General features: G+C 71.6%; 17 protein-coding genes and 2 pseudogenes. 9 read left to right on the plus strand and 10 right to left on the minus strand.

Annotated elements, in window-relative coordinates:
• The first annotated feature begins 17 nt into the window (after positions 1 to 17).
• Positions 18 to 254, plus strand: coding sequence for a hypothetical protein (locus V1460_RS28930; RefSeq protein WP_338676545.1), 237 nt, complete (start codon positions 18 to 20; stop codon positions 252 to 254).
• Here V1460_RS28930 and V1460_RS28935 read toward each other — a convergent pair.
• From V1460_RS28935 to V1460_RS28960, 6 genes are all read right to left on the minus strand, one after another.
• On the minus strand, positions 242 to 1,495 hold the full coding sequence (locus V1460_RS28935; protein WP_407077547.1) for an RNA polymerase sigma factor: 1,254 nt from the start codon (positions 1,493 to 1,495) through the stop codon (positions 242 to 244). The two genes, V1460_RS28930 and V1460_RS28935, sit on opposite strands and share 13 nt — an antisense overlap.
• Positions 1,496 to 1,616: 121 nt before the next feature.
• Positions 1,617 to 3,554, minus strand: a complete 1,938-nt coding sequence (gene dnaG / locus V1460_RS28940; RefSeq protein ID WP_338676546.1) for a DNA primase — start codon at positions 3,552 to 3,554, stop codon at positions 1,617 to 1,619.
• Between the two features lie 9 nt (positions 3,555 to 3,563).
• Positions 3,564 to 4,832, minus strand: a complete 1,269-nt coding sequence (locus V1460_RS28945) for an FAD-dependent oxidoreductase (protein ID WP_338676547.1) — start codon at positions 4,830 to 4,832, stop codon at positions 3,564 to 3,566.
• A gap of 200 nt (positions 4,833 to 5,032) precedes the next feature.
• Positions 5,033 to 6,391 carry a deoxyguanosinetriphosphate triphosphohydrolase gene (locus V1460_RS28950; RefSeq protein ID WP_338676548.1) on the minus strand — a complete coding sequence of 453 codons (1,359 nt, stop codon included), beginning with the start codon at positions 6,389 to 6,391 and terminating at the stop codon, positions 5,033 to 5,035.
• Positions 6,392 to 6,461: 70 nt separating this feature from the next.
• On the minus strand, positions 6,462 to 7,358 hold the full coding sequence (locus tag V1460_RS28955; RefSeq protein WP_338676549.1) for a sirohydrochlorin chelatase: 897 nt from the start codon (positions 7,356 to 7,358) through the stop codon (positions 6,462 to 6,464).
• 193 nt (positions 7,359 to 7,551) lie between these two features.
• On the minus strand, positions 7,552 to 8,253 hold the full coding sequence (locus tag V1460_RS28960) for a hypothetical protein (RefSeq protein WP_338676550.1): 702 nt from the start codon (positions 8,251 to 8,253) through the stop codon (positions 7,552 to 7,554).
• 163 nt (positions 8,254 to 8,416) lie between these two features.
• Between V1460_RS28960 and V1460_RS28965 the strand changes: the two are divergent.
• From V1460_RS28965 to V1460_RS28980, 4 genes and pseudogenes are all read left to right on the plus strand, one after another.
• Positions 8,417 to 8,968 (plus strand): annotated as a pseudogene (locus tag V1460_RS28965) (vancomycin high temperature exclusion protein); the annotation flags it as partial.
• A 76-nt stretch (positions 8,969 to 9,044) separates the two neighbouring features.
• Positions 9,045 to 10,045: pseudogene (locus V1460_RS28970) on the plus strand (IS5 family transposase).
• Complete coding sequence (locus V1460_RS28975) at positions 10,045 to 10,209, plus strand: hypothetical protein (protein WP_338678408.1); 165 nt, start codon at positions 10,045 to 10,047, stop codon at positions 10,207 to 10,209. Before V1460_RS28970 ends, V1460_RS28975 begins: the two are co-directional and overlap by 1 nt.
• 76 nt (positions 10,210 to 10,285) lie before the next feature.
• Positions 10,286 to 12,409 carry a molybdopterin oxidoreductase family protein gene (locus V1460_RS28980; RefSeq protein WP_338676551.1) on the plus strand — a complete coding sequence of 708 codons (2,124 nt, stop codon included), beginning with the start codon at positions 10,286 to 10,288 and terminating at the stop codon, positions 12,407 to 12,409.
• Here V1460_RS28980 and V1460_RS28985 read toward each other — a convergent pair.
• From V1460_RS28985 to V1460_RS28995, 3 genes are all read right to left on the minus strand, one after another.
• A complete protein-coding gene (locus V1460_RS28985) occupies positions 12,360 to 12,863 on the minus strand; it encodes a gamma-glutamylcyclotransferase family protein (protein WP_338676552.1) in 504 nt (167 codons plus the stop codon). The two genes, V1460_RS28980 and V1460_RS28985, sit on opposite strands and share 50 nt — an antisense overlap.
• The gene (cutA, locus tag V1460_RS28990; RefSeq protein ID WP_338676553.1) at positions 12,860 to 13,240 is read right to left on the minus strand and encodes a divalent-cation tolerance protein CutA; all 381 of its coding nucleotides are present in this window, start codon (positions 13,238 to 13,240) and stop codon (positions 12,860 to 12,862) included. Before cutA ends, V1460_RS28985 begins: the two co-directional genes overlap by 4 nt.
• Positions 13,241 to 13,937: 697 nt before the next feature.
• Positions 13,938 to 14,318 carry a MarR family winged helix-turn-helix transcriptional regulator gene (locus V1460_RS28995; protein WP_338676554.1) on the minus strand — a complete coding sequence of 127 codons (381 nt, stop codon included), beginning with the start codon at positions 14,316 to 14,318 and terminating at the stop codon, positions 13,938 to 13,940.
• 214 nt (positions 14,319 to 14,532) lie between these two features.
• On the opposite strand from V1460_RS28995, the gene V1460_RS29000 reads away from it, so the two are divergent.
• The 4 genes from V1460_RS29000 (at position 14,533) to V1460_RS29015 (ending at position 19,343) form a co-directional block, all read left to right on the plus strand.
• The gene (locus tag V1460_RS29000; protein ID WP_338676555.1) at positions 14,533 to 15,762 is read left to right on the plus strand and encodes an FAD-dependent oxidoreductase; all 1,230 of its coding nucleotides are present in this window, start codon (positions 14,533 to 14,535) and stop codon (positions 15,760 to 15,762) included.
• A gap of 1 nt (position 15,763) precedes the next feature.
• Entirely contained in the window at positions 15,764 to 18,397 is a 2,634-nt protein-coding gene (nirB, locus tag V1460_RS29005) for a nitrite reductase large subunit NirB (protein WP_338676556.1), read from the plus strand.
• Positions 18,394 to 18,726 (plus strand): nitrite reductase small subunit NirD, encoded by a 333-nt coding sequence (nirD, locus tag V1460_RS29010; protein WP_338676557.1) that lies wholly within the window; start codon positions 18,394 to 18,396, stop codon positions 18,724 to 18,726. The genes nirB and nirD overlap by 4 nt, the downstream gene beginning before the upstream one ends.
• Before the next feature lie 98 nt (positions 18,727 to 18,824).
• The gene (locus V1460_RS29015; RefSeq protein WP_338676558.1) at positions 18,825 to 19,343 is read left to right on the plus strand and encodes a DinB family protein; all 519 of its coding nucleotides are present in this window, start codon (positions 18,825 to 18,827) and stop codon (positions 19,341 to 19,343) included.
• Here the strand turns inward: V1460_RS29015 and V1460_RS29020 are convergent.
• A complete protein-coding gene (locus V1460_RS29020) occupies positions 19,337 to 19,741 on the minus strand; it encodes a VOC family protein (protein ID WP_338676559.1) in 405 nt (134 codons plus the stop codon). The two genes, V1460_RS29015 and V1460_RS29020, sit on opposite strands and share 7 nt — an antisense overlap.
• Positions 19,742 to 19,839: the final 98 nt, after the last annotated feature.

Genomic DNA, 19,839 nt, shown 5'->3' on the forward strand with positions numbered 1-19,839 from the left:
CGCACGGGGGGACGGGTATGGGCAGGGAAGACAGGAAAGCGGGCGGTGGGGATTCGGTGCCCGCGGGCACCGCGACGGCGATGGGGCTTTCGCTCGGCCTCGCCTTCGGGGCGGGCGTCGCGATGGCGATCGGCAATCTGCCGATCGGTCTCGGTCTGGGCATGGCCGTCGGCGCCGCCGTGGGCGCCGCGGCCGACATGCGGCGGAAGCGGCAGGGCGCCACGCCCCAGGAGGACGGAGCTCAGTCCAGGTAGCCGCGCAGCTGGTCCGCGAAGGTGTGGTCCCGCAGCTTGTTGAGGGTCTTGGACTCGATCTGGCGGATGCGCTCGCGTGTCACGCCGAAGATGCGGCCGATCTCCTCCAGGGTGCGGGGCCGCCCGTCGTCCAGGCCGTAACGGAGCTGGACCACCTTGCGCTCGCGTTCGCCCAGCGTGGACAGCACGGCCTCCAGGTGCTCGCGCAGCAGCAGGAAGGCCGCGGACTCGACCGGTGAGGTCGCGTCGCCGTCCTCGATGAGGTCGCCGAGCGCGACATCGTCCTCCTCGCCCACGGGCGCGTGCAGCGACACCGGCTCCTGTGCGAGGCGCAGCACCTCGCCGACCCGCTCGGGCGACAGGTCGAGCTGGACGGCCACCTCTTCGGGGGTGGGCTCGTAGCCGCGCTCCTGGAGCAGCCGGCGCTGGACGCGGATGACCCGGTTGATCAGCTCCACGACGTGGACGGGCACGCGGATGGTCCGGGCCTGGTCGGCGAGGGCCCGGGACATAGCCTGGCGTATCCACCAGGTCGCGTATGTCGAGAACTTGTAGCCACGCGCGTAGTCGAACTTCTCGACAGCCCTGATCAGGCCGAGGTTCCCCTCCTGGACCAGATCGAGCATCGTCAGCCCGCGGCCGACATAGCGCTTGGCGACGGAGACGACGAGGCGGAGATTGGCCTCTATGAGGCGGCGCTTGGCCATCCGGCCCATGACGACGAGCCGGTCGAGGTCGAGGGCGAGCTCGGTGTCGAGGTCCGGGGTTCCGGCGAGCTTCTCCTCGGCGAAGAGGCCCGCCTCCACTCTGCGGGCGAGCTCGACCTCCTCGGCGGCGGTGAGGAGCGGGATCCGGCCGATCTCTCGCAGGTACTGCCGGAAGAGGTCGGACGAGGGGCTGTTGCCCTGGGCCTCGGTACGGGCCGCGGATTCGGGACGCTCAGGCGGCTCGGACAGCTCGACCGGCCCGGGCTGACCTGTCGACTCGGCCGGACCGGGTGCCTCCTGCCGGATGTCGGGCGCCTCCGCCTCCGGGTCGGGCTCCCAACCCCGGGGCGGCTCGCTCTCCGCGTTCTCGGGGTGGTGCACGGCATGGCTCTGCGCTGGCACGACTCTGGCCGGATGCTGTGTCTGCGCTTGGGTCTGGGTCTGCACGGGGGCGACCTCCAGGTACACGACGCGGATCCGCGGGGTGAGAGGTCCACCCTGTGTGGACCGGCCGCGCTCCGAGGACTCAGGCACCGCATCCAGTGTGGGGTACGACACATCGCTGCCACGAGGGGCGTGCGGGGACTTTTTGAGTCCCTTCCGTGACCGTGCGGTGACCGCCGCGCGGATGGCTCGACGCCTGCTCGGTCCCGGCTCAGAGGGCGGCGGCGCCACGGCTGCGCAGCGACTGGGCGTACTGCTGGAGCACCCACAGTTCGTTCTGCACGGCGGCGAGCCGCTCGGGGTCGGCATGGGCGCCGAGGCGCGCGAGCGTGCCCTGCACCTCGGCGATACGGCGGTCGACGGCACGCAGCCGGACCTGCACGAGCTGGAAGCCCGCGTAGCTCTCGTCCACGGTCTTGGAGTGGATGGCCTCCACGGCGAGCTCGGTGATCATCGAGCGCACGGTGTCATTGGGCGCGGCGTCCCGGACGCGGGCCAGATAGCCGGGCCCGTCCGAGATGCCGTACTCGGCGCCGCCCGCTTCGACGATGGCCTGGCGTGCGGCGACATAGGGCGGGGCGGTGAACTCGTCGGCGCCGTAGGCATCGAAGGCCGGGGAGACCAGCTCGGGGCGCTGGAGGGCGAGCTTCAGCAGTTCGCGCTCGGTGCGGTGGGCGGGGCTGCGCAGGTTGAGCGCGGGGCCGCTGGGCTGTGGCACGGACGGGCGTCCGGCGTCGTATGCCTGCGCGGGCGGGGGGGCGCCGCGCCCCTGGCCCTGCGCCGGGCCCTGGTTCCTACCTCGGCCGTCACCGCCTCCTTGCCTGGCCCAGCGCGCCAGCTGTGCGACCCGTCTGACCACGAACTGGGTGTCCAGGATGCCGAGCAGGCCCGCGAGCTGGACCGCCATCTCGTGCTGGGAGGCGCTGTTCTTGATCCGGGCGACGATCGGCGCGGCCTCGTCCAGCGCGGCGGCACGGCCGACCGGGGTTTCCAGGTCGTAATTGCGCACGATGTGGCGGATCGCGAACTCGAAGAGCTGGTTGCGCGGTTCGGCCAGCTCCCGCACCGCCTCGTCCCCCTTGGCGAGGCGCAGCTCACAGGGGTCCATCCCGTCCGGCGCGACGGCGATGAAGGTCTCGGCGGCGAACTTCTGGTCGTCCTCGAAGGCCCTCAGCGCCGCCTTCTGGCCGGCTGCGTCACCGTCGAAGGTGAAGATCACCTTGGCGCTGCCGTTGTCCATCAGCAGCCGCCGAAGGATCTTGATGTGCTCGCCGCCGAACGCCGTACCGCAGGTCGCGATCGCCGTCGTCACCCCGGCGAGATGGCAGGCCATCACGTCCGTGTAGCCCTCGACCACCACTGCCCGGCTGGATTTGGCGATCTCCTTCTTCGCCAGGTCGATGCCGTACAGCACCTGGGACTTCTTGTAGATCGCCGTCTCCGGCGTGTTCAGGTACTTCGGTCCGTTGTCGTCGTCGCGGAGCTTGCGCGCACCGAAACCGACCACATCGCCGGAAATATCGCGAATCGGCCACATCAGCCGGCCCCGGAAGCGGTCTATCGGGCCCCTGCGTCCCTCCTGGGAGAGCCCCGACAGCAGCAGCTCCTTGTCGGAGAAACCCTTCCCTCGCAGAAAGCGGGTGAGGTGGTCCCAACCCGCCGGGCTGTAGCCGACGCCGAAGTGCTGGGCGGCCGCCTGGTCGAAGCCACGCTCGGCGAGGAACTTCCGACCGATCTCGGCCTCCGCTCCGTCGAGCTGCTCCACATAGAACCGGGCCGCGGCCTGGTGCGCCTCGACCAGGCGGATACGCTCGCCGCGCTGGTGGGCGGGGTTGTACCCGCCCTCCTCGTACCGCAGCGTGATCCCGGCCTGGGCGGCGAGCCGCTCCACCGCCTCCGAGAAGGACAGATGGTCGACCTTCATCACGAACGTGATGGTGTCCCCGCCCTCCTGGCAGCCGAAGCAGTGGAAGAGACCCTTGCTCGGACTGACCTGGAAGGAGGGGGACTTCTCGTCGTGGAAGGGGCACAGGCCCTTGAGGTTGCCGCCGCCGGCGTTGCGCAGCTGGAGGTACTCGGACACGACGGAGTCGATCGGGACCGTGTCCCTGACCGCCTTCACGTCGTCATCGTTGATCCTGCCTGCCACGCGTAAATCTTAAGGTGCCGGGACGACAGCGGTGAGCGGCGTCGCGGGGTTCGCGAGTGCCTCCGTGTCCACCGCGGATCCCGAGCGGATCAGGTTCTGGATGTCCTCGGTGACGTCCCACACATTCACGTTCATCCCGGCGAGGACCTTCCGGTCCTTGAGCCAGAAGGCGATGAACTGCCTCTTGCCCACGTCCCCGCGCAGCACGACCTGGTCGTACGAGCCGGGCGGAGCCCAGCCGGAGTACTCCATGCCCAGGTCGTACTGGTCCGAGAAGAAGTACGGCACCCTGTCGTACGAGACCTCCTGGCCGAGCATCGCCCTGGCCGCCGCGGGTCCGCCGTTGAGCGCGTTCGCCCAGTGCTCCACGCGCAGCCTGATGTCCAGCAGCGGGTGGTGCACGGCGGCGACGTCACCGGCTGCGAAGATGTCCGGGTCCGATGTGCGCAGCGAGGCGTCCACCGCGACACCGCCCCCGTGGGCGCGGTCGACCAGGGCGAGTCCGGCGGCCTCGGCCAAGCCGGTGCGCGGGGCGGCTCCGATCGCGGCGAGGATGCTGTGCGCCGGGTGCTCCTCTCCGTCGTCGGTGCGGGCCGCGAGCACCATGCCGTCCTGGCCGACGATCTCGGTGAGGTGCACGCCGAAGTGGAAGCGGACCCCGTGCTCCGCGTGGAGGTCGGCGAACAGCTGGCCGAGCTCGGGGCCGATGACCCGGTGCAGCGGGGTGGGCTCCGGCTCGACCACGGTGACCTCGGCGCCGTAGCCGCGGGCCGCCGCCGCCACCTCGAGGCCGATCCAGCCGGCCCCGGCGATCACCAGATGGCCGTTGTCGCGGCCGAGGCCCGCGAGCACCTGCCGCAGCCGGTCCGCGTGCGCGAGTCGGCGCAGATGGTGGACGCCCGCCAGGTCGGTGCCCGGGATGTCCAGGCGGCGCGGTTCGGCACCGGTGGCCAGCAGCAGCTTGTCGTAGTGGACGCCCGTCCCGTCGCCGAGCCGCACACACCGCTCGGCGCGGTCGATCGCGGTGACAGGCTGGCCCAGGTGCAGCTCGATGTCGTGCTGGGCGTACCAGGCCGGTTCATGTACGAACGCGCTGTCGCGCTTGTCCTTGCCTGACAGATAGCCCTTGGACAGCGGCGGGCGTTCGTACGGGTGGTCGCGTTCGTCACCGATCAGGATCACTCTGCCGGTGAACCCCTCGGCGCGCAGGGTCTCCGCGGCCTTGGCCCCGGCCAGTCCCCCGCCCACGATGACGAACGTCCGATGCGCGTCGACCACTTCGCTCCTCCTAGTTCACTGCCGGTTGTGCCGGATGTTCACTGCCGGGGCTCCGGGGGTTGGCTCCCCGGACAACACAGCACGCTACGCCGCCTACTGTGAGCGTCCCGCACGGAGCGTGAGGGGGGAAGAGGGGGTGTCGGGGTGTGCGGGCGGGAACAGGGGTGCTTCGGGACCTGTTCCAGCCACCGCGGCTTCCCTTACGCGCCCCCCGAAGTCAGCCGCTCGTGCAGGGCGCGCGCCGACGCGTCGGTGAGCGATGCGATCTGGTCAATGATCACCCGCTTGCGCGACCTGTCATCGGGCGCGGCGTCGAACAGTGCCCGGAACTGCGGGTCGAGGCTTTCCGGCGCCCTGGCCGCCAGGGCGTCGGCGAGCTCGGCCACCACGATGCGCTGCTCGGCGCGCAGCGCCTCCTGCTCGGCACGCTGCATGACATAGCGGTCGGCGACCGCTTTGAGCACCGCGCACTCCAGCCGTGTCTCGTCCGGTACGACGAGCTCGGCGGCGTAGCGGGTGAGCCTGCCGGTGCCGTACGCCTGGCGTGTCGCGGCCTCGGCGGCCAGGCAGAACCGGCCGATCAGCTGACTCGTCGCGTCCTTGAGCCGGGCCTGGGCGACGGCCGTGCCGTCATAGCCGTGCGGCCACCACTCCTGGTTCACCAGCCGGTCCAGGGCGTCGGCGAGCGCCCGCGGATCGGTGCCTTCGGGCACGTAGCGGCCGATGGCGACCGTCCAGATCTCTCGGCGCTCATGCTCGGAGACCAGCGCGTTCGGGTCGATGTGCCCGGCGTGCAGCCCGTCCTCGAAGTCGTGCACCGAGTAGGCCACATCGTCGGACCAGTCCATGACCTGGGCCTCGAAGCACTTGCGGTGACCCGGCGCGCCCTCGCGCACCCAGGTGAAGACCGGAAGGTCGTCCTCGTAGACCCCGAACTTCGGTGAACCGGGGTCGCTGGGGTGGCCGCCGCGGGCCCAGGGGTACTTGGTCGCGGCGTCGAGTGCGGCGCGGGTGAGGTTGAGTCCGACGCTGACCGGCTCGTCCGAGTGAGCGGAGCGGACGAAGTGCTTGGGCTCGATACGGGTGAGCAGCCGCAGCGACTGGGCGTTGCCCTCGAATCCGCCGCAGTCCTTGGCGACGTCGTTGAGTGCCTGCTCGCCGTTGTGCCCGAAGGGCGGATGGCCCATGTCGTGGGAGAGGCAAGCGGCCTCCACCAGATCGGGATCGCAGCCGAGCGCCTCGCCGAGCTCACGCCCGACCTGTGCGCACTCCAGGGAGTGGGTCAGCCGGGTGCGAGGGCTCGGGTCCCAGGCCGCGCTGCGTGAGCCCGGGGTCACCACCTGGGTCTTTCCGGCGAGGCGGCGCAGCGCGGCTGAGTGCAGCACCCGGGCGCGATCGCGCTGGAAGGCGGTGCGGCCGGGGCGTTTGTCGGGCTCGTGGGCCCAGCGCGCGGTCGCCGCTTCGTCGTAGCCGTGCTCTCGGTCTCGCTCTTGGTCTTGCGCTTGGTCTTGCGCTTGGTCTTGCGCTTGGTCGCCGGAGTTGCCCGTGGTGCCTGCCATGCCCCGACGGTAACCGCTCAGGGCCCGCGGTGCGGTACGGGCCCTGAGCGGTGGCGGGTGTTCGTCGGGCTCAGGCCGTCACCAGCTCGCGCCGTCCCGGCGACCGCGGGGCGGCCAGCGCCGCGTCATAGCGTTGGAGCACCAGCCGGGCGAGCGCCGGATGGGCGCCGACGGGCTCCGCCGCGATCCAGGGCGCGGCAGCCGCTGCGGCTGACGCGAACCGGCCGGGCGCCGTGAAGTACGAGGCCACGGCTATCCGGTGGCGACCGCGGGCGGTCAGGGCGCGCACCGCCTCCGGCACGTTCGGCGAGACCGCGGACGCGTACGCGGGCACCACCGGCACCCCGCCCGTGCGCTCGCTGAGCAGCGCGGCGGTACGGCGGGCGTCCTGGGCCGAGTCGGGATCGCGTGAGCCGGCCGCCGCCAGCACCACCCCGGCGCTGCGACTGCCGTCGTCCTCGGTCCGCCACCCGGCCTCGACCAGGCGTGCGTAGAGGGCCTCGACCAACAGCGGATGCGGTCCGAGCGGCGGCGCGATCCTGACCCGCAGAGCCGGGAAAGCGGCGGCGGCACCGGGGATGTCCCGCTTGACGTGACAGCCTCGGCCCAGGAGGAGCGGTACGAGCACGGCGTCGCTCCGGCCCTCCGCGACGAGCCCGGCGAGCGTGTCCGGCAGCAGGGGGGCGTCGAGTTCGATGTGCCCGATGCGGATGTCCGATCCCGGACGCAGCTCCCGGACGCGGTCGAGCAGCCGGCGGACGGTACGGACGGCACGGGGGTCTCGGCTGCCGTGGGCGACGGCGACGAGGGTGGGGGTCTCGGGGCACGAGGGCTGGGGGTGACTCATGGGTCTGCGCACTCCGTTGAGCTGGACGTGACTGAGCTGCCTCCCCAACTGCGCGGTGATGCACGTGAGTAGCTGAGCGGTGCTGTCGAACGTGGCGTCGGGTGGCAGCGACTCCGTCATGGTCCGATCGTCGCGGGTGCGGATTGCGGGGTCGTTGCGGTGCGGTGAAAGCTGGTTTCCAGGGCCTCACCGCCCTGTCCGGCCCGATGTCCGCACCGGTGCCGCGGGGCGCCGCCCAGGAGCGCGGTCGGCCCGCGGGGCGCCGCCCAGGAGCGCGGTCGGAGTGCAGGGGGCACACCGCCCGGAAGCGCGGTCAGACCGCGAGCCACACGCGCAGTGCGTCGCCCGGGACACAGCCCTGCGCGACCGCCGCGTCCAGCGCGTCCCCGGTCTCCCAGCCGACCACCGGCATCCCAGGCCACAGCCGGGCGACCGCCGCGAGGCAGCCCGCCCAGGCGCGCTCGGGGTCGTCGTCGGAGCAGAAGAGGTTGGAGACGCCGATGACGGACGTGCTGCGGCTGACCACCGCCCCCGCGACCGTGCGCCGTCCGCCGTCCGTGGTGCCCGCGAGTACGGTCGTGGCACGGTCGGCGAGGAGTTCGGTGCGGAAGATGCCCGCCATGGCCTCGTCCCCGCCGGACCACGCCGCCGACCACCGGGCCAGGTCGCCGACCGTACGGACCGGTCGCCAGACCACGTCGGCGGGAGCGACCGGTGTGGCCAGAGTGGCCGGACGGTGGATCCAGCGGGCGTCGATGATCACTTCGAAGCCGTCCGCCGCGAGGTCCAGTCGCCCGAAACTGTCTTTCACCGAGCAGCCCGGCGCGGCGCGGTCGATGCCTTCGAGCACGTCCCGGGCCACGGCCCGCGGTGACAGCGTCACGGCGTCCGGGTACAGCGGCGGGGTGCGCGACTCGCTGGTCCAGGCCCACTCGCCGAACACTCCGGTGATCCCGTGCGCACGGCACATGGCGTCGCACCATTCGGCGTTGTTGCGGGCAGCTGCGCTGATCATGCCGCCATCATGCCGGACCGGCGGCCCCCGCCTCGGCTGATTTCGGCGGCGGACACTGAACCGGCACGCCCGCGATGACGTCGGAAGAGGTGGGTCGTACACCAGGACGACCTCAACAAGCCGGGTCACACCGGACCGGGCCGAACCAGGGGGTCCTCACGCTATGCGCACACTCTCGCTCCGACTGCCCAGAACCCGCCGCGGGCAGCGGCGCGCCCTCCAGGGCGTCATGCTGGGCTGCGTACTCGCGCTGGCCCCGGCGACCTGGATGCACGTCGCAGCCGACAGCCGGGTGGGCACGGTGGCCGACGCGCCGGCCCGTGATGTCGCCGTGGTGTTCGGGGCGGGATTGTGGAAGGGCCGACCGACGCCGTATCTCGCGCACCGGCTCGACACCGCAGCGGAGTTGTACCGCACGGGCAAGGTCAAGGTGGTGCTCGTCACCGGCGACAACAGCCGGATGGAGTACGACGAGCCGGACGCGATGCGCGGGTACCTCACCGAGCGCGGGGTGCCGGACGCCCGGATCGTCAGCGACTACGCGGGTTTCGACACCTGGGACTCGTGCGTCCGGGCGAAGAAGATCTTCGGAGTGGACCGGGCCGTGCTCGTCACCCAGGGTTTCCACATAGAGCGGGCCGTGGCGCTGTGCGGTGCGGCGGGGGTGGAGTCTTACGGGGTCGGGGTCGCCGAGCCGCTCGACGCGACCTGGTACTAGGGAGCGTATTGCGTCCTGATCAATGTGCGGGATCTGCCTTCGCGGAAGGGTCTGGACGGGTAGACCTTCTTGGGTGACGCGAGTGCAACTGACGGATGCGGAGTGGGAGTTCATCGAGCCGTATGTGCCGATCGGCGAGTACGGCCCGTATCCGGAACGGCTGCGGCAGCAGTTCGAGGGCGTGATTTGGCGGTTCAAGACGGGCGGGCAGTGGCGTGAGATGCCGCAGGAGTTCGGTGCCTGGTCGACCGTCCACAACCGGTTCCGGCAGTGGCGTGATGCCGGGGTCTTCGGGGCCCTGATGGAGGGCCTGATCGCGGAAGCCGCGAAGCGGGGTGAGGTGGATCTGTCCCTGGTCAGCATCGACTCCACCACCGCCCGGGCCCATCACGACGCAGCCGGGATGCATCTGGACCAAGACGTCCTCACAGCCTTGGAGAAGGCTGCCGCCGAGGCGGAGAAGACCAGGTCAAAGGGGGCGACTGCGACGAACAAACCGGGCAGGGGGCCGAAGGCGATCCCGAGCGGGAAGAGCGACGGCGCATCCGGCGACGGCGGAAACTCCGGCTGAAGGCCGCCCTCCTCGGACGCTCCAGGGGCGGGCAGACCAGCAAGATCCATGTCGCCGGCGACCGCAAGTGCCGCCCGCTGGCGTTCATTCTGACCGCGGGACAGGCCGCCGACAGCCCGCAGTTCATCCCCGTCCTGAACAAGGTACGGGTGCGTGGACCCGTCGGCCGTCCCCGCACCCGGCCGGACGCGGTCGCCGGGGACAAGGCCTACTCGTCCCGCGGAAACCGCGCCCACCTGCGTAAACGCCGTATCAAGGCGGTCATCCCGGAGAAGAAGGACCAGGCCGCCAACCGGAAGAAGAAGGGCTCCAGAGGCGGCCGACCCGTCAGCCACGACGCCGACCTCTACAAAGAGCGGAACACCGTCGAACGCCTGATCAACAAGCTCAAGGCCTGGCGAGGCATCGCCACCCGATACGACAAGACCCCTGACAGCTACCTCGCCGGCCTCCACCTACGCGCCTCGATGATCTGGCTCAGAGATCTCACCCGGACCACTTGATGATCACGACGCAATACGCTCCCTACGGGGAGACCCGGGAGCTGCTCGCGGCGGGCAAGGCGGCGCTGGACGCGGCGTTCGAGCCGGAGCCGACGTTCCTGGGGCGCAAGGAGCCGGGGGTGGCGAAGGCGCTGGCAGCGGACATCTCACCTCCCGCCGGGTAGTCGGCTGAGGGCGCCGTACCAGCGCCGTAATACGAGGAGCCCGTCGGCGTAACACCGGCGACGCACGCTGAAGGGCATGTCCCACGCACCGGCCGCCACCGCACCGACCGCCTCAGCGCTCGTCCCCACCCACTGCCCCTACTGCTCGCTGCAGTGCGGGATGAACCTGCGCGGAACCGAGGTGGTGGAGCGGCCCGACTTCCCGGTGAACCGCGGCGCGCTGTGCGGGAAGGGCCGCACAGCGCCTGCCGTGCTCTCCTCTCGGGTCCGGCTGACCTCGCCCCTGGTGCGCAGCCCGGCCGGCGGCGGTCTGGAACCGGCCACCTGGGACGAGGCCCTGCGGGTCACAGCCGACGGGCTACGGCGCACCCGCGAGGCACACGGCGCGGACGCGGTGGGGGTGTTCGGGGGCGGAGGGCTCACCAACGAGAAGGCCTACGCGCTGGGGAAGTTCGCCCGGGTGGTGCTCGGCACCTCCCAGATCGACTACAACGGCCGCTTCTGCATGTCGTCCGCGGCGGCGGCGCACCAGCGGGCGTTCGGCCTGGACCGGGGGCTGCCGTTCCCGCTGGAGGACATTCCGCGTACCGGGTGTGTGATCCTCGTCGGCTCGAACCTCGCGGAGACCATGCCACCGGCGCTGCGCTACTTCACCGAGCTGAAGGAGAACGGCGGTTCGCTGATCGTGGTCGATCCGCGCCGTACGAGGACCGCCGAGCAGGCGGACCTGCATCTGGCCCCGCGCCCGGGGACGGATCTGGCGCTGGCGCTGGGGCTGCTGCATCTGGTGGTGGCACAGGGGCGGACGGACGAGGAGTTCATCCGGGAGCGGACCAGCGGCTGGCCGGAGGCCAGGGCCGCGGCGATGGCGCATTGGCCCGAACTGGTCGAGCGGATCACGGGTGTCGGGGTCCCCGGGCTGCGCGCGGCGATGGACCTGTTCTGCGATGCCCCCGCCGCCATGGTGCTCACGGCGCGCGGACCGGAACAGCAGTCGAAGGGGACCGACACGGTCGGCGCCTGGATCAATCTGGCCCTGGCCACCGGGAACGCGGGCCGCCCGCTCACCGGATACGGCTGCCTCACCGGTCAGGGCAACGGGCAGGGCGGCCGTGAGCACGGCCAGAAGGCGGACCAGCTGCCCGGCTACCGCAGGCTGGACGACCCCGCCGCGCGGAAGCACGTCGCCGCGGTGTGGGGGGTCGATCCCGACTCCCTGCCGGGGCCGGGCCGCAGTGCGTACGAACTGCTGGACGCGCTCGGCGGGGAGGTACGGTCCCTGCTGTTGATGGGGTCCAACCCGGTGGTGTCCGCTCCGCGCGCCGCGCATGTCGAGCAGCGGATCAGGTCTCTGGACTTCCTCGCGGTCGCCGATGTGGTGCTGTCGGAGACGGCGGAGCTGGCGGACGTGGTTTTCCCGGTGGCCCAGTGGGCGGAGGAGACAGGGACCACGACCAACCTGGAGGGGCGAGTGCTGCTGCGGCGGCGTGCGCTCACCGCGCCGGACGGGGTACGGAGCGATCTGGAGGTGCTGCACGGGCTCGCCGGGCTGTTGGGCCACGGGAAGGGATTCCCGACGGATCCGGAAGAGGTGTTCGGGGAGCTGCGTCGGGCATCGGCGGGCGGGGCCGCGGACTACTCGGGGATCGACTACCGGCGCCTGGAGGAGGAGCACGGTGTGTTCTGGCCGTGCCCCGATACACCCGGGGTACCCGGTCAGGGGCGCCACCCCGGTACGCCCCGGCTGTTCCACGACCGGTTCGCCACGCCCGACGGGCGGGCACGGTTCGTGCCGGTCGTGCACCGGGAGGCAGGGGAGGACACGGATGCCGAGTATCCGGTGCTGTTGACGACCGGGCGGGTGCTGGCCCAGTACCAGTCGGGGGCGCAGACCCGCCGGGTCGCCGAGCTCAACGCGGCTGCCCCGGGGCCGTTCGTGGAACTGCATCCCCGGCTCGCCGCGCGGGTCGGAGTGACAGAAGGGGAGCCGCTCGCCGTGGTGTCGCGGCGGGGGCGGGCGGTGGCACCGGCACGGCTGACGGAGTCGATCCGGCCGGACACGGTGTTCATGCCGTTCCACTGGGCGGGCGAAGGACGGGCCAACACGCTGACCAACCCTGCGCTCGACCCGGTCTCGCGGATGCCGGAGTTCAAGGTGTGCGCGGTGCGGCTGGAGCCTGCGGACGGACAGAGCCGGTAGGGCTGGAGGGGCGGGCGGGACGCGTGGCTGCTCCCCTGGCCGTCCAGTCGCCGCCCGGTATCACCGTGCCTCGCGCCCGCAGCTCCCGCGCCACCGCCTCCGCGGCGACGTACACCCAGGCCGTGACGCTCTCCCGGGCGTCCGTCTCGACGTCCCTGGCGACCCGTACGTACACATTGCGCGGGTCGTCGGGGCCGAAGTACTCCTCCAGGTCGTCCAGCACGGCGGTGAGCTCCTGGTGGAGGTCACCGGGCGCGGTGACCAGCTCACCGAGCACGGTGCCGGTGCCGCCTTCGACCACGTACGGGTAGCCGGGGCCGTCATAGAGCACCGCCGAGGCGAGGCGGGCCGGTTCCTCGGTCGAGGTGCGACCGAGCAGGCAGCGGTCGTGGTTGTGCTCGCCGGGGCGGAGGGTGCCGTAGACGAAGAACGGCAGCGGCTCGTTCGGGTTCATGGCGCGGATGCCCCGGGCCCGGCCGGGGGCGGGGCGGCCGTCTCGGCTGCGATCCATTCCGGGTACGCCGCGCTGCCCCATGCCACCGGCGTGGCGATGATCTCCGTGGTGTCGTATCCGTGCCGCGCCTTCGGATGGGCTTCCAGCGCGTCGTAGCGGTCCGGCTTGGCCTTGAAGAGGACCTGCCACTCCTGGCCCGTCTCGACGGCGCTCTGCCAGTGGTGGACGGAGGTGACGGGCCCGGAGATCTGCGTGCAGGCGGCCGGCCGCGCCTCCACCGCGCCACGCGCCGGCGTCTCGGCCTGGCCGGCACTGTCGGTGGTGGTGAGCACGGCCAGGGCCTTCGGGACTGTCTCCGCGCGGTTCACCGCGGCCATGTGCGCCTCCTCTCGATCCTCATGGAGTCCTTGTACGGGCTCCGGTACACAACCTCGCACACGCCAGGCGACTCGCCGTACCGCGACCTCGAATCACCCATTCGGAGCGACGGCTCGCACGGTGCGCCCAATGGCCCATCTCATCCACTGTGACCTGCGGAAACGGAGCCGGCAAACAGGGGTTGCCCGCGTGCGTCCGCATTTCTGATCGCCCATCAGCAGGCGTAGCGGTCGCACTGGCCCTTACCTCAGAGGTGGAGCGACGCCCATCGCACCGGAGTACGACCGCGCCGGAGGACGACATGCGCACGACGATCTGCCCGCCGACGTCGAACGGCGTGTCCGGGCCTGTGCCGGCGTCCACCGGGCTCGGTGCCGAACGTAGCGCCGGCGCGGCTCCCGTCCGGGCGATCTTCTCGGGCCCGCAAGGATCGCCCGGACGGGACCTCGCCGACACCACCTAGATCGCGGCGGTGCGGCCCTACCGGCCGCGACCGCTGCCGACGGGGCGCGGCCCCTGCGATGCCGGGCGAGCGGCGCGCAGGGCGGCCGGCGGGGTTCGGCTTCCACCATCCTCGTACCGCCCCGTCCCCGCCCCCGTCAAGCGTCCGGCTGACGGGGGCGGGAAGTCGTTCCGATTCAGGGCCCGTCTCTGTCGCGCCCGCCTCGCCGCCTCAGTCCGCCGCTCTGCTTCCGCCTACCCGGCCTCGACCCCCTGCTCGGGCCGTCCGCTCACGGAGCGCCTGATTCCCTCGCCCTCGACGGGACCGTGCGCTGCGTCGGCGGGACGATGCGCGACCTCGAAGGCGGTGAAGGGGCCGTCGCCGACGAAGCGCCTGAGGCGGCGCACGGAAGCCGCAGCCTCGTCGGCGGGCCAGCCGGCGAGGGCGGCTTCGATGTGAACGGCCAGGCGTCGGCACAGGGTCGCGACGACCTCTTCGCCCGCCGCCGTGAGGGCGAGCAGGGTCACCCGCCTGTCTCCGGGGTCGGGTGCACGCCGGACGAGTCCCGCCTCCTCCAGCCTCGATGCGCGCCGGGTGACTCCGGAGCGGTCGAGTCCCACGTCTCCGGCCGGCATCGCGGCACTGCGCGGGCCCCGACGGGCGCTTCCGCCGGATCGAGGAGGTCACCCTCATGAAGGCACCGCGGCGGACCGGAACCTGGGGAGCGCCCGCTGAGGCGGCCCCTCTCCGACCGCCTCACACCACTCCCCCGCCCGCGCTGAGATCAGCGTTCCCCACGGGAAACAACGCAGATGCCGGCAGGTAACAGCCGCGCCCCAAGCTGCCTGCATGGATACGAGGACCGTGGTGATCGGCGCCGGGATGGCGGGGGCACGCCTGGCGCGACTGCTCGCGCCGGTGTGCGACATCACCCTGCTCGGTGACGAGCCGCACGCCCCCTACAACCGGGTGCTGCTCGCCGACGTCCTCGCCGGGCGGTACACGCCCGATGTGATCGCTCTGCCCCCCGTACCGGGTGGTCCGCCCGGGGCGGGCGGACCGGCGGCGGTGCGACGCGGGGTGCGGGCCGTACGCGTCGACCGCGAGGAACGAACCGTGCACTGCGCGGACGGCTCCGCGGTGGCGTACGACCGGCTCGTCCTGGCGACCGGCTCCAACCCGGTGCTGCCGCCACTGCGCGGCACATCGGACGGACTGCCCGAAGGCGTGCACCCGTTCCGCACCCTCGACGACTGCCTGGCCCTGGCCGCACTGGTCCGTACGGGCACGCGTGCCGTCGTCATCGGCGGCGGACTGCTCGGGGTCTCCGCCGCACGCGCACTGGCCGAGCGGGGAGCGGACGTGGTGCTGGCCCATCACGGGCCCACGCTGATGGACCGCCATCTCGACCCGGCGGCCGGTGCCCTGGTCCGCGCCCACCTGGAGGGGCTCGGGGTGGAGGTCCACACCGAGTGCCATGTCCGCGGGCTGCGCAGCGGCGCCCGGCAGGCCGTGACCGGCGTCGAACTCGCCGACGGCTTCGTACTCGACGCGGAGTGCGTGGTCCTCGCCTGCGGGGTCCGTCCGCGTACGGCACTGGCCACCGAAGCCGGTCTCGAAGTCCGCCAAGGAATCGTCGTGGACGACGAACTCCGCACCTCGGACCCGCACATCCACGCGCTCGGCGACTGCGCCGAGCACGCGGGCACCGTCTACGGCCTCGCGACTGCGGCGGTGGAACAGGCCGACGTACTCGCCGCCCGGCTCGGCGGAGGTGACCCGGCCGCCGCCTACACCGGCACCCGCGCCCTCACCCGGCTCACCCTCGGCGGCGCGGGCAGCCTCGATGTCGCCGCCTTCGGGGAACCGGCCCCACGCCCAGGCGACGACGTCGTACAACTCGCCGACGCCACCCGCGGCGCGTACCGCAAGGTCGTCGTGCGCGGGGACCGGCTCGTCGGGGGCGTCCTGCTCGGGGATCTCGCCACGGTCGGCGCGCTCGCCCGCGCCTGGGAGGGCGACGACCCGCTGCCCGACGCCCCACTGCTCCACCTGCTCACCACCGACGGAGGTTTCTGACATGACCGCCCCCACGACCACCAGGCCCACGATCGTGCTGGTCGGCCACGGCATGGTCGGCCAGCACTTCCTGGAGGCCGTCGCCGAACGCGGCCTCACGGAGCGGGCGCGGTTCGTCGTCCTGTGCGAGGAGCCCCGCCCGGCGTACGACCGGGTGCAACTCACCTCCTACTTCGCCGGCCGTACCCCTGACGAGCTGTCCCTCGTGGAGGAAGGCTTCATGGACCGGTACGGCATCGAACTGCGGCTCGGGGACCCGGCCGTGAGCGTCGACCGCGCCGCGCGCACGGTGACCGCCCGCTCCGGGGAGTCGTTCGCCTACGACACGCTCGTGCTGGCGACCGGCTCGTACCCCTTCGTGCCGCCGGTGCCAGGCAAGGACGCCGAGGGCTGCTTCGTCTACCGCACCATCGAGGACCTGATCGCGATCGAGGAGTACGCGAAGACCGCCCGCACCGGTGTGGTCGTCGGCGGCGGACTGCTCGGCCTGGAGGCGGCCGGCGCCCTCAAGGGACTCGGACTGGACACCCACATCGTGGAGTTCGCTCCGCGGCTGATGCCGGTGCAGGTGGACGACGGCGGTGGCGCGGCGCTGCTGCGGACCATCGAGGGCATGGGACTGACCGTGCACACGGGCGTCGGCACCCAGGAGATCACGGCCGACAGCGCCGCGGACACGGACACGGGCGCGGCCACGGCCACGGCCACGGCCACGAGCATGGACACCGGCAGCACCACCGGCACCGGCACCGTCAAGGGGATGAAGCTCTCCGACGGCTCATCGCTCGCCACCGACCTCGTGGTCTTCTCCGCCGGGGTACGACCATGCGACCGACTCGCCCGTGACATGGGCCTGGATGTGGGAGACCGCGGCGGGATCGTGGTGGACGAGCAATGCCGTACGTCCGACCCCGCGGTCTTCGCGATCGGTGAATGCGCCCTCGCGTCCGACGGCCGGGTGTACGGACTGGTCGCCCCCGGATACGAGATGGCGAAGACCGTAGCGGACGTGCTGGTGGGCGGCGAGGGCGCCTTCACCGGCGCCGATATGTCCACGAAGCTCAAGCTGCTCGGCGTGGACGTGGCCTCGTTCGGCGACGCGCACGGCACCGCCGAAGGCTGCCTCGACGTCGTGTACTCCGACTCGCGCTCCGGGGTCTACAAGAAGCTGGTCATCGGCCGGGACGGCGCACTGCTCGGCGGGGTGCTCGTCGGGGACGCCGAGTCGTACGGAATGCTGCGGCCTCTCACCGGCAGTGTGCCGCCCGTACCGCCCGAGCAGCTGGTGCTGCCGGCCGGAGCCGGGGCGCCCGTCGCACTCGGGCCGTCGGCGCTTCCGGACGACGCGGTGATCTGCTCCTGCCACAACGTCACCAAGGGCGAGATCTGCGCCCACACCTCCCTACCGGAGGTGAAGAAGTGCACCAAGGCCGGTACGGGCTGCGGAAGCTGTGTCAAGGTCATCGGCCGGCTGCTGCCGCAGACGGCCGACCAGGGCCTGTGCGGCTGCTTCCCGTACACCCGCAGCGAGCTCTACGAGATCGTCCGCACCCTGCGACTCACCTCCTACGCCCAGCTGCTCGACTCGCACGGCCGCGAGGCGGCGCGCGGCGGGGAGGGCTGCGAGGTCTGCAAGCCAGCGGTGGGCTCGATCCTCGCCAGCCTCGGCAACGGCTACATCCTCGACGGCGAGCAGGGCGCGCTGCAGGACACCAACGACCACTTCCTCGCCAACCTCCAGCGCAACGGCTCCTACTCTGTCGTGCCCCGCATACCCGGGGGCGAGATCACCCCGGACAGACTGATCGTGATCGGCGAGGTCGCCCGCGACTTCGGCCTCTACACGAAGATCACCGGCGGTCAGCGCATCGACCTGTTCGGCGCCCGGGTGGACCAGCTCCCGGCGATCTGGACCCGACTCGTGGACGCGGGCTTCGAGTCCGGGCACGCGTACGGGAAGGCGCTGCGCACGGTCAAGTCCTGTGTGGGTCGGACCTGGTGCCGCTACGGCGTACAGGACAGCGTGCGGATGGCGATCGACCTGGAACTGCGCTACCGGGGGCTGCGCGCCCCGCACAAGCTGAAGTCGGCGGTGTCCGGCTGCGCCCGTGAGTGCGCGGAGGCGCAGTCCAAGGACTTCGGTGTGATCGCCACCGCCGGCGGTTGGAATCTGTACGTCGGTGGCAACGGCGGAGCCACCCCGCGGCACGCCGACCTGCTCGCACAGGACCTGTCCGACGCCGAACTGGTGCGGCTCATCGACCGCTTCCTGATGTTCTACATCCGCACAGCGGACCGTCTGGAGCGCACCTCCACCTGGCTGGAGCGGCTCGAAGGCGGCCTTGGCCACCTCCGGGACGTGGTCGTGCACGATTCGCTGGGACTGTGCGACGAGCTTGAGGCCCTGATGGCTGAGCATGTCGCGGGCTACCACGACGAGTGGGCCGCGACGCTGGACGATCCGGAGCGGCTGCGCCGCTTCGTGTCGTTCGTGAACGCGCCGGAAGCGTCGGACCCGTCCGTGAGGTTCGTCCCGGAGCGGGACCAGATCAAGCCGGACCTGACCATTCTGACCCTGGGTCCGACGGTGCGGGCCGCCGTGGACCCGACCCTGGAAGGGACTCTGACCCGATGACGCTCCAACTCCACCTGGACGAGAGCTGGTTCCCCGTCTGCGACCTCTCCCGGCTCACCCCGGGCCGCGGGGTCGCGGCACTGCTCCCCGACGGCCGGCAGGCGGCGGTGTTCGTGGACCGCTCGGGGCGTGCGTACGCGATCGACAACCGCGACCCGTTCACCGGCGCGCAGGTCCTCTCGCGCGGGCTGCTGGGCACCGCGGGTGGCCGTCCCTTCGTGGCGTCGCCGCTGCTGAAGCAGCGCTTCGACCTGGAGACGGGCCGCTGCCTGGATGACGACGCGGTGACGGTGCGCGCATATCCGGTGCGTACCGGGGCCGAGGCGTGAACGGAGCCCGGGTGCGGACGGGTTGACTGGGACCGGGCGGAACCGAGCGACTCCAATTCGCGTGCGGCGCGGGCCGGGAGGGGGGTACGGTCCGCACCATGACGACACCCCCTCGGATCCGTCCTCCCTTCGACGCCGACGAACGCACCCAGCTCGTCGGCTGGCTCGACACGCAGCGCGCGATCGTCCACTACAAGTGCGCGGGCCTGTCCGAAGAGGACGCCCACCGGCAGGTGCTGCCGACCTCGCCGCTGATGACGATGGCTGCGCTCGTCTCGCATCTGCGCTGGGTCGAGCACGCCTGGCTCGAGGTCCTCTTCCTCGGTGGTCCGGCGGCCGGCAACCCGTCGCTCCTCGACGAGCCGGAGGACGCCGACATGCGGGTGGAGGGTGTCCCGCTCGCCAAGCTGCTGGAGGAGTACGCGCAGCAGTGCACGCGGTCCGACAGGATCATAGCCGCCCACCCGCTGGACGAGACGGGCAAGCACCCGGACTTCCGCTCTGCGGCGGCCTCCCTGCGGTGGATGCTGATCCACCTGGTGGAGGAGACCGCCCGGCACGCGGGTCATCTGGACATCGTCCGGGAGCTGCTCGACGGGGAGAAGGGCTACTACTGACCGGCTGCCGCCGGGTCCATCCAGGCAACCTCCCAGATGTGGTGGTCCGGGTCCTGGAACGACCTGCCGTACATGAAGCCGAGGTCCTGGGCCGGCATCGCCTCCGAGCCACCGGCCGCGAGTGCCCCGTCCGCCAGTTCGTCCACCCGCTCGCGGCTCTCGGCGCTGAGGGCGAGGAGCACCTCGGTGGTGGTGGCGGCGTCGGCGATGTCCTTCGGCGTGAACTCCCTGAACCGGGGCTCGGTCATGAGCATCGCGAAGATCGCCTCGCCGAGCACCAGACAGGCCGTGTTCTCGTCGGAGAAGCGGGGGTTGAAGGAGTAGCCGAGTGCCTCCCAGAAGGCCCGGGTCTTCCCGAGGTCCTTCACCGGCAGGTTGACGAAGATCATCTGGGTCATGGCCGTTCCCGTTTCTGTGGTTGCCATTGCGGTGTACCGCCTACGACAGTCAGACCGGCCACCCCGGCAGAACTCATCGCCGACCCGAGGCCGCCAGG

This window comes from Streptomyces sp. SCSIO 30461 (genome assembly GCF_037023745.1).
Lineage (GTDB): Bacteria > Actinomycetota > Actinomycetes > Streptomycetales > Streptomycetaceae > Streptomyces.

Bases quoted from the DNA above. Each gene is read 5' to 3' on its own strand.
- V1460_RS28930 (WP_338676545.1), top strand. From the start codon at position 18: ATGGGCAGGGAAGACAGGAAAGCGGGCGGTGGGGATTCGGTGCCCGCG.
- V1460_RS28950 (WP_338676548.1), bottom strand. From the start codon at position 6,391: ATGGCAGGCACCACGGGCAACTCCGGCGACCAAGCGCAAGACCAAGCG.
- V1460_RS28955 (WP_338676549.1), bottom strand. From the start codon at position 7,358: ATGACGGAGTCGCTGCCACCCGACGCCACGTTCGACAGCACCGCTCAG.
- V1460_RS28960 (WP_338676550.1), bottom strand. From the start codon at position 8,253: ATGATCAGCGCAGCTGCCCGCAACAACGCCGAATGGTGCGACGCCATG.
- V1460_RS28975 (WP_338678408.1), top strand. From the start codon at position 10,045: ATGATCACGACGCAATACGCTCCCTACGGGGAGACCCGGGAGCTGCTC.
- V1460_RS28980 (WP_338676551.1), top strand. From the start codon at position 10,286: ATGTCCCACGCACCGGCCGCCACCGCACCGACCGCCTCAGCGCTCGTC.
- V1460_RS28985 (WP_338676552.1), bottom strand. From the start codon at position 12,863: ATGAACCCGAACGAGCCGCTGCCGTTCTTCGTCTACGGCACCCTCCGC.
- cutA (WP_338676553.1), bottom strand. From the start codon at position 13,240: ATGGCCGCGGTGAACCGCGCGGAGACAGTCCCGAAGGCCCTGGCCGTG.
- V1460_RS28995 (WP_338676554.1), bottom strand. From the start codon at position 14,318: ATGCCGGCCGGAGACGTGGGACTCGACCGCTCCGGAGTCACCCGGCGC.
- V1460_RS29000 (WP_338676555.1), top strand. From the start codon at position 14,533: ATGGATACGAGGACCGTGGTGATCGGCGCCGGGATGGCGGGGGCACGC.
- nirB (WP_338676556.1), top strand. From the start codon at position 15,764: ATGACCGCCCCCACGACCACCAGGCCCACGATCGTGCTGGTCGGCCAC.
- nirD (WP_338676557.1), top strand. From the start codon at position 18,394: ATGACGCTCCAACTCCACCTGGACGAGAGCTGGTTCCCCGTCTGCGAC.
- V1460_RS29015 (WP_338676558.1), top strand. From the start codon at position 18,825: ATGACGACACCCCCTCGGATCCGTCCTCCCTTCGACGCCGACGAACGC.
- V1460_RS29020 (WP_338676559.1), bottom strand. From the start codon at position 19,741: ATGACCCAGATGATCTTCGTCAACCTGCCGGTGAAGGACCTCGGGAAG.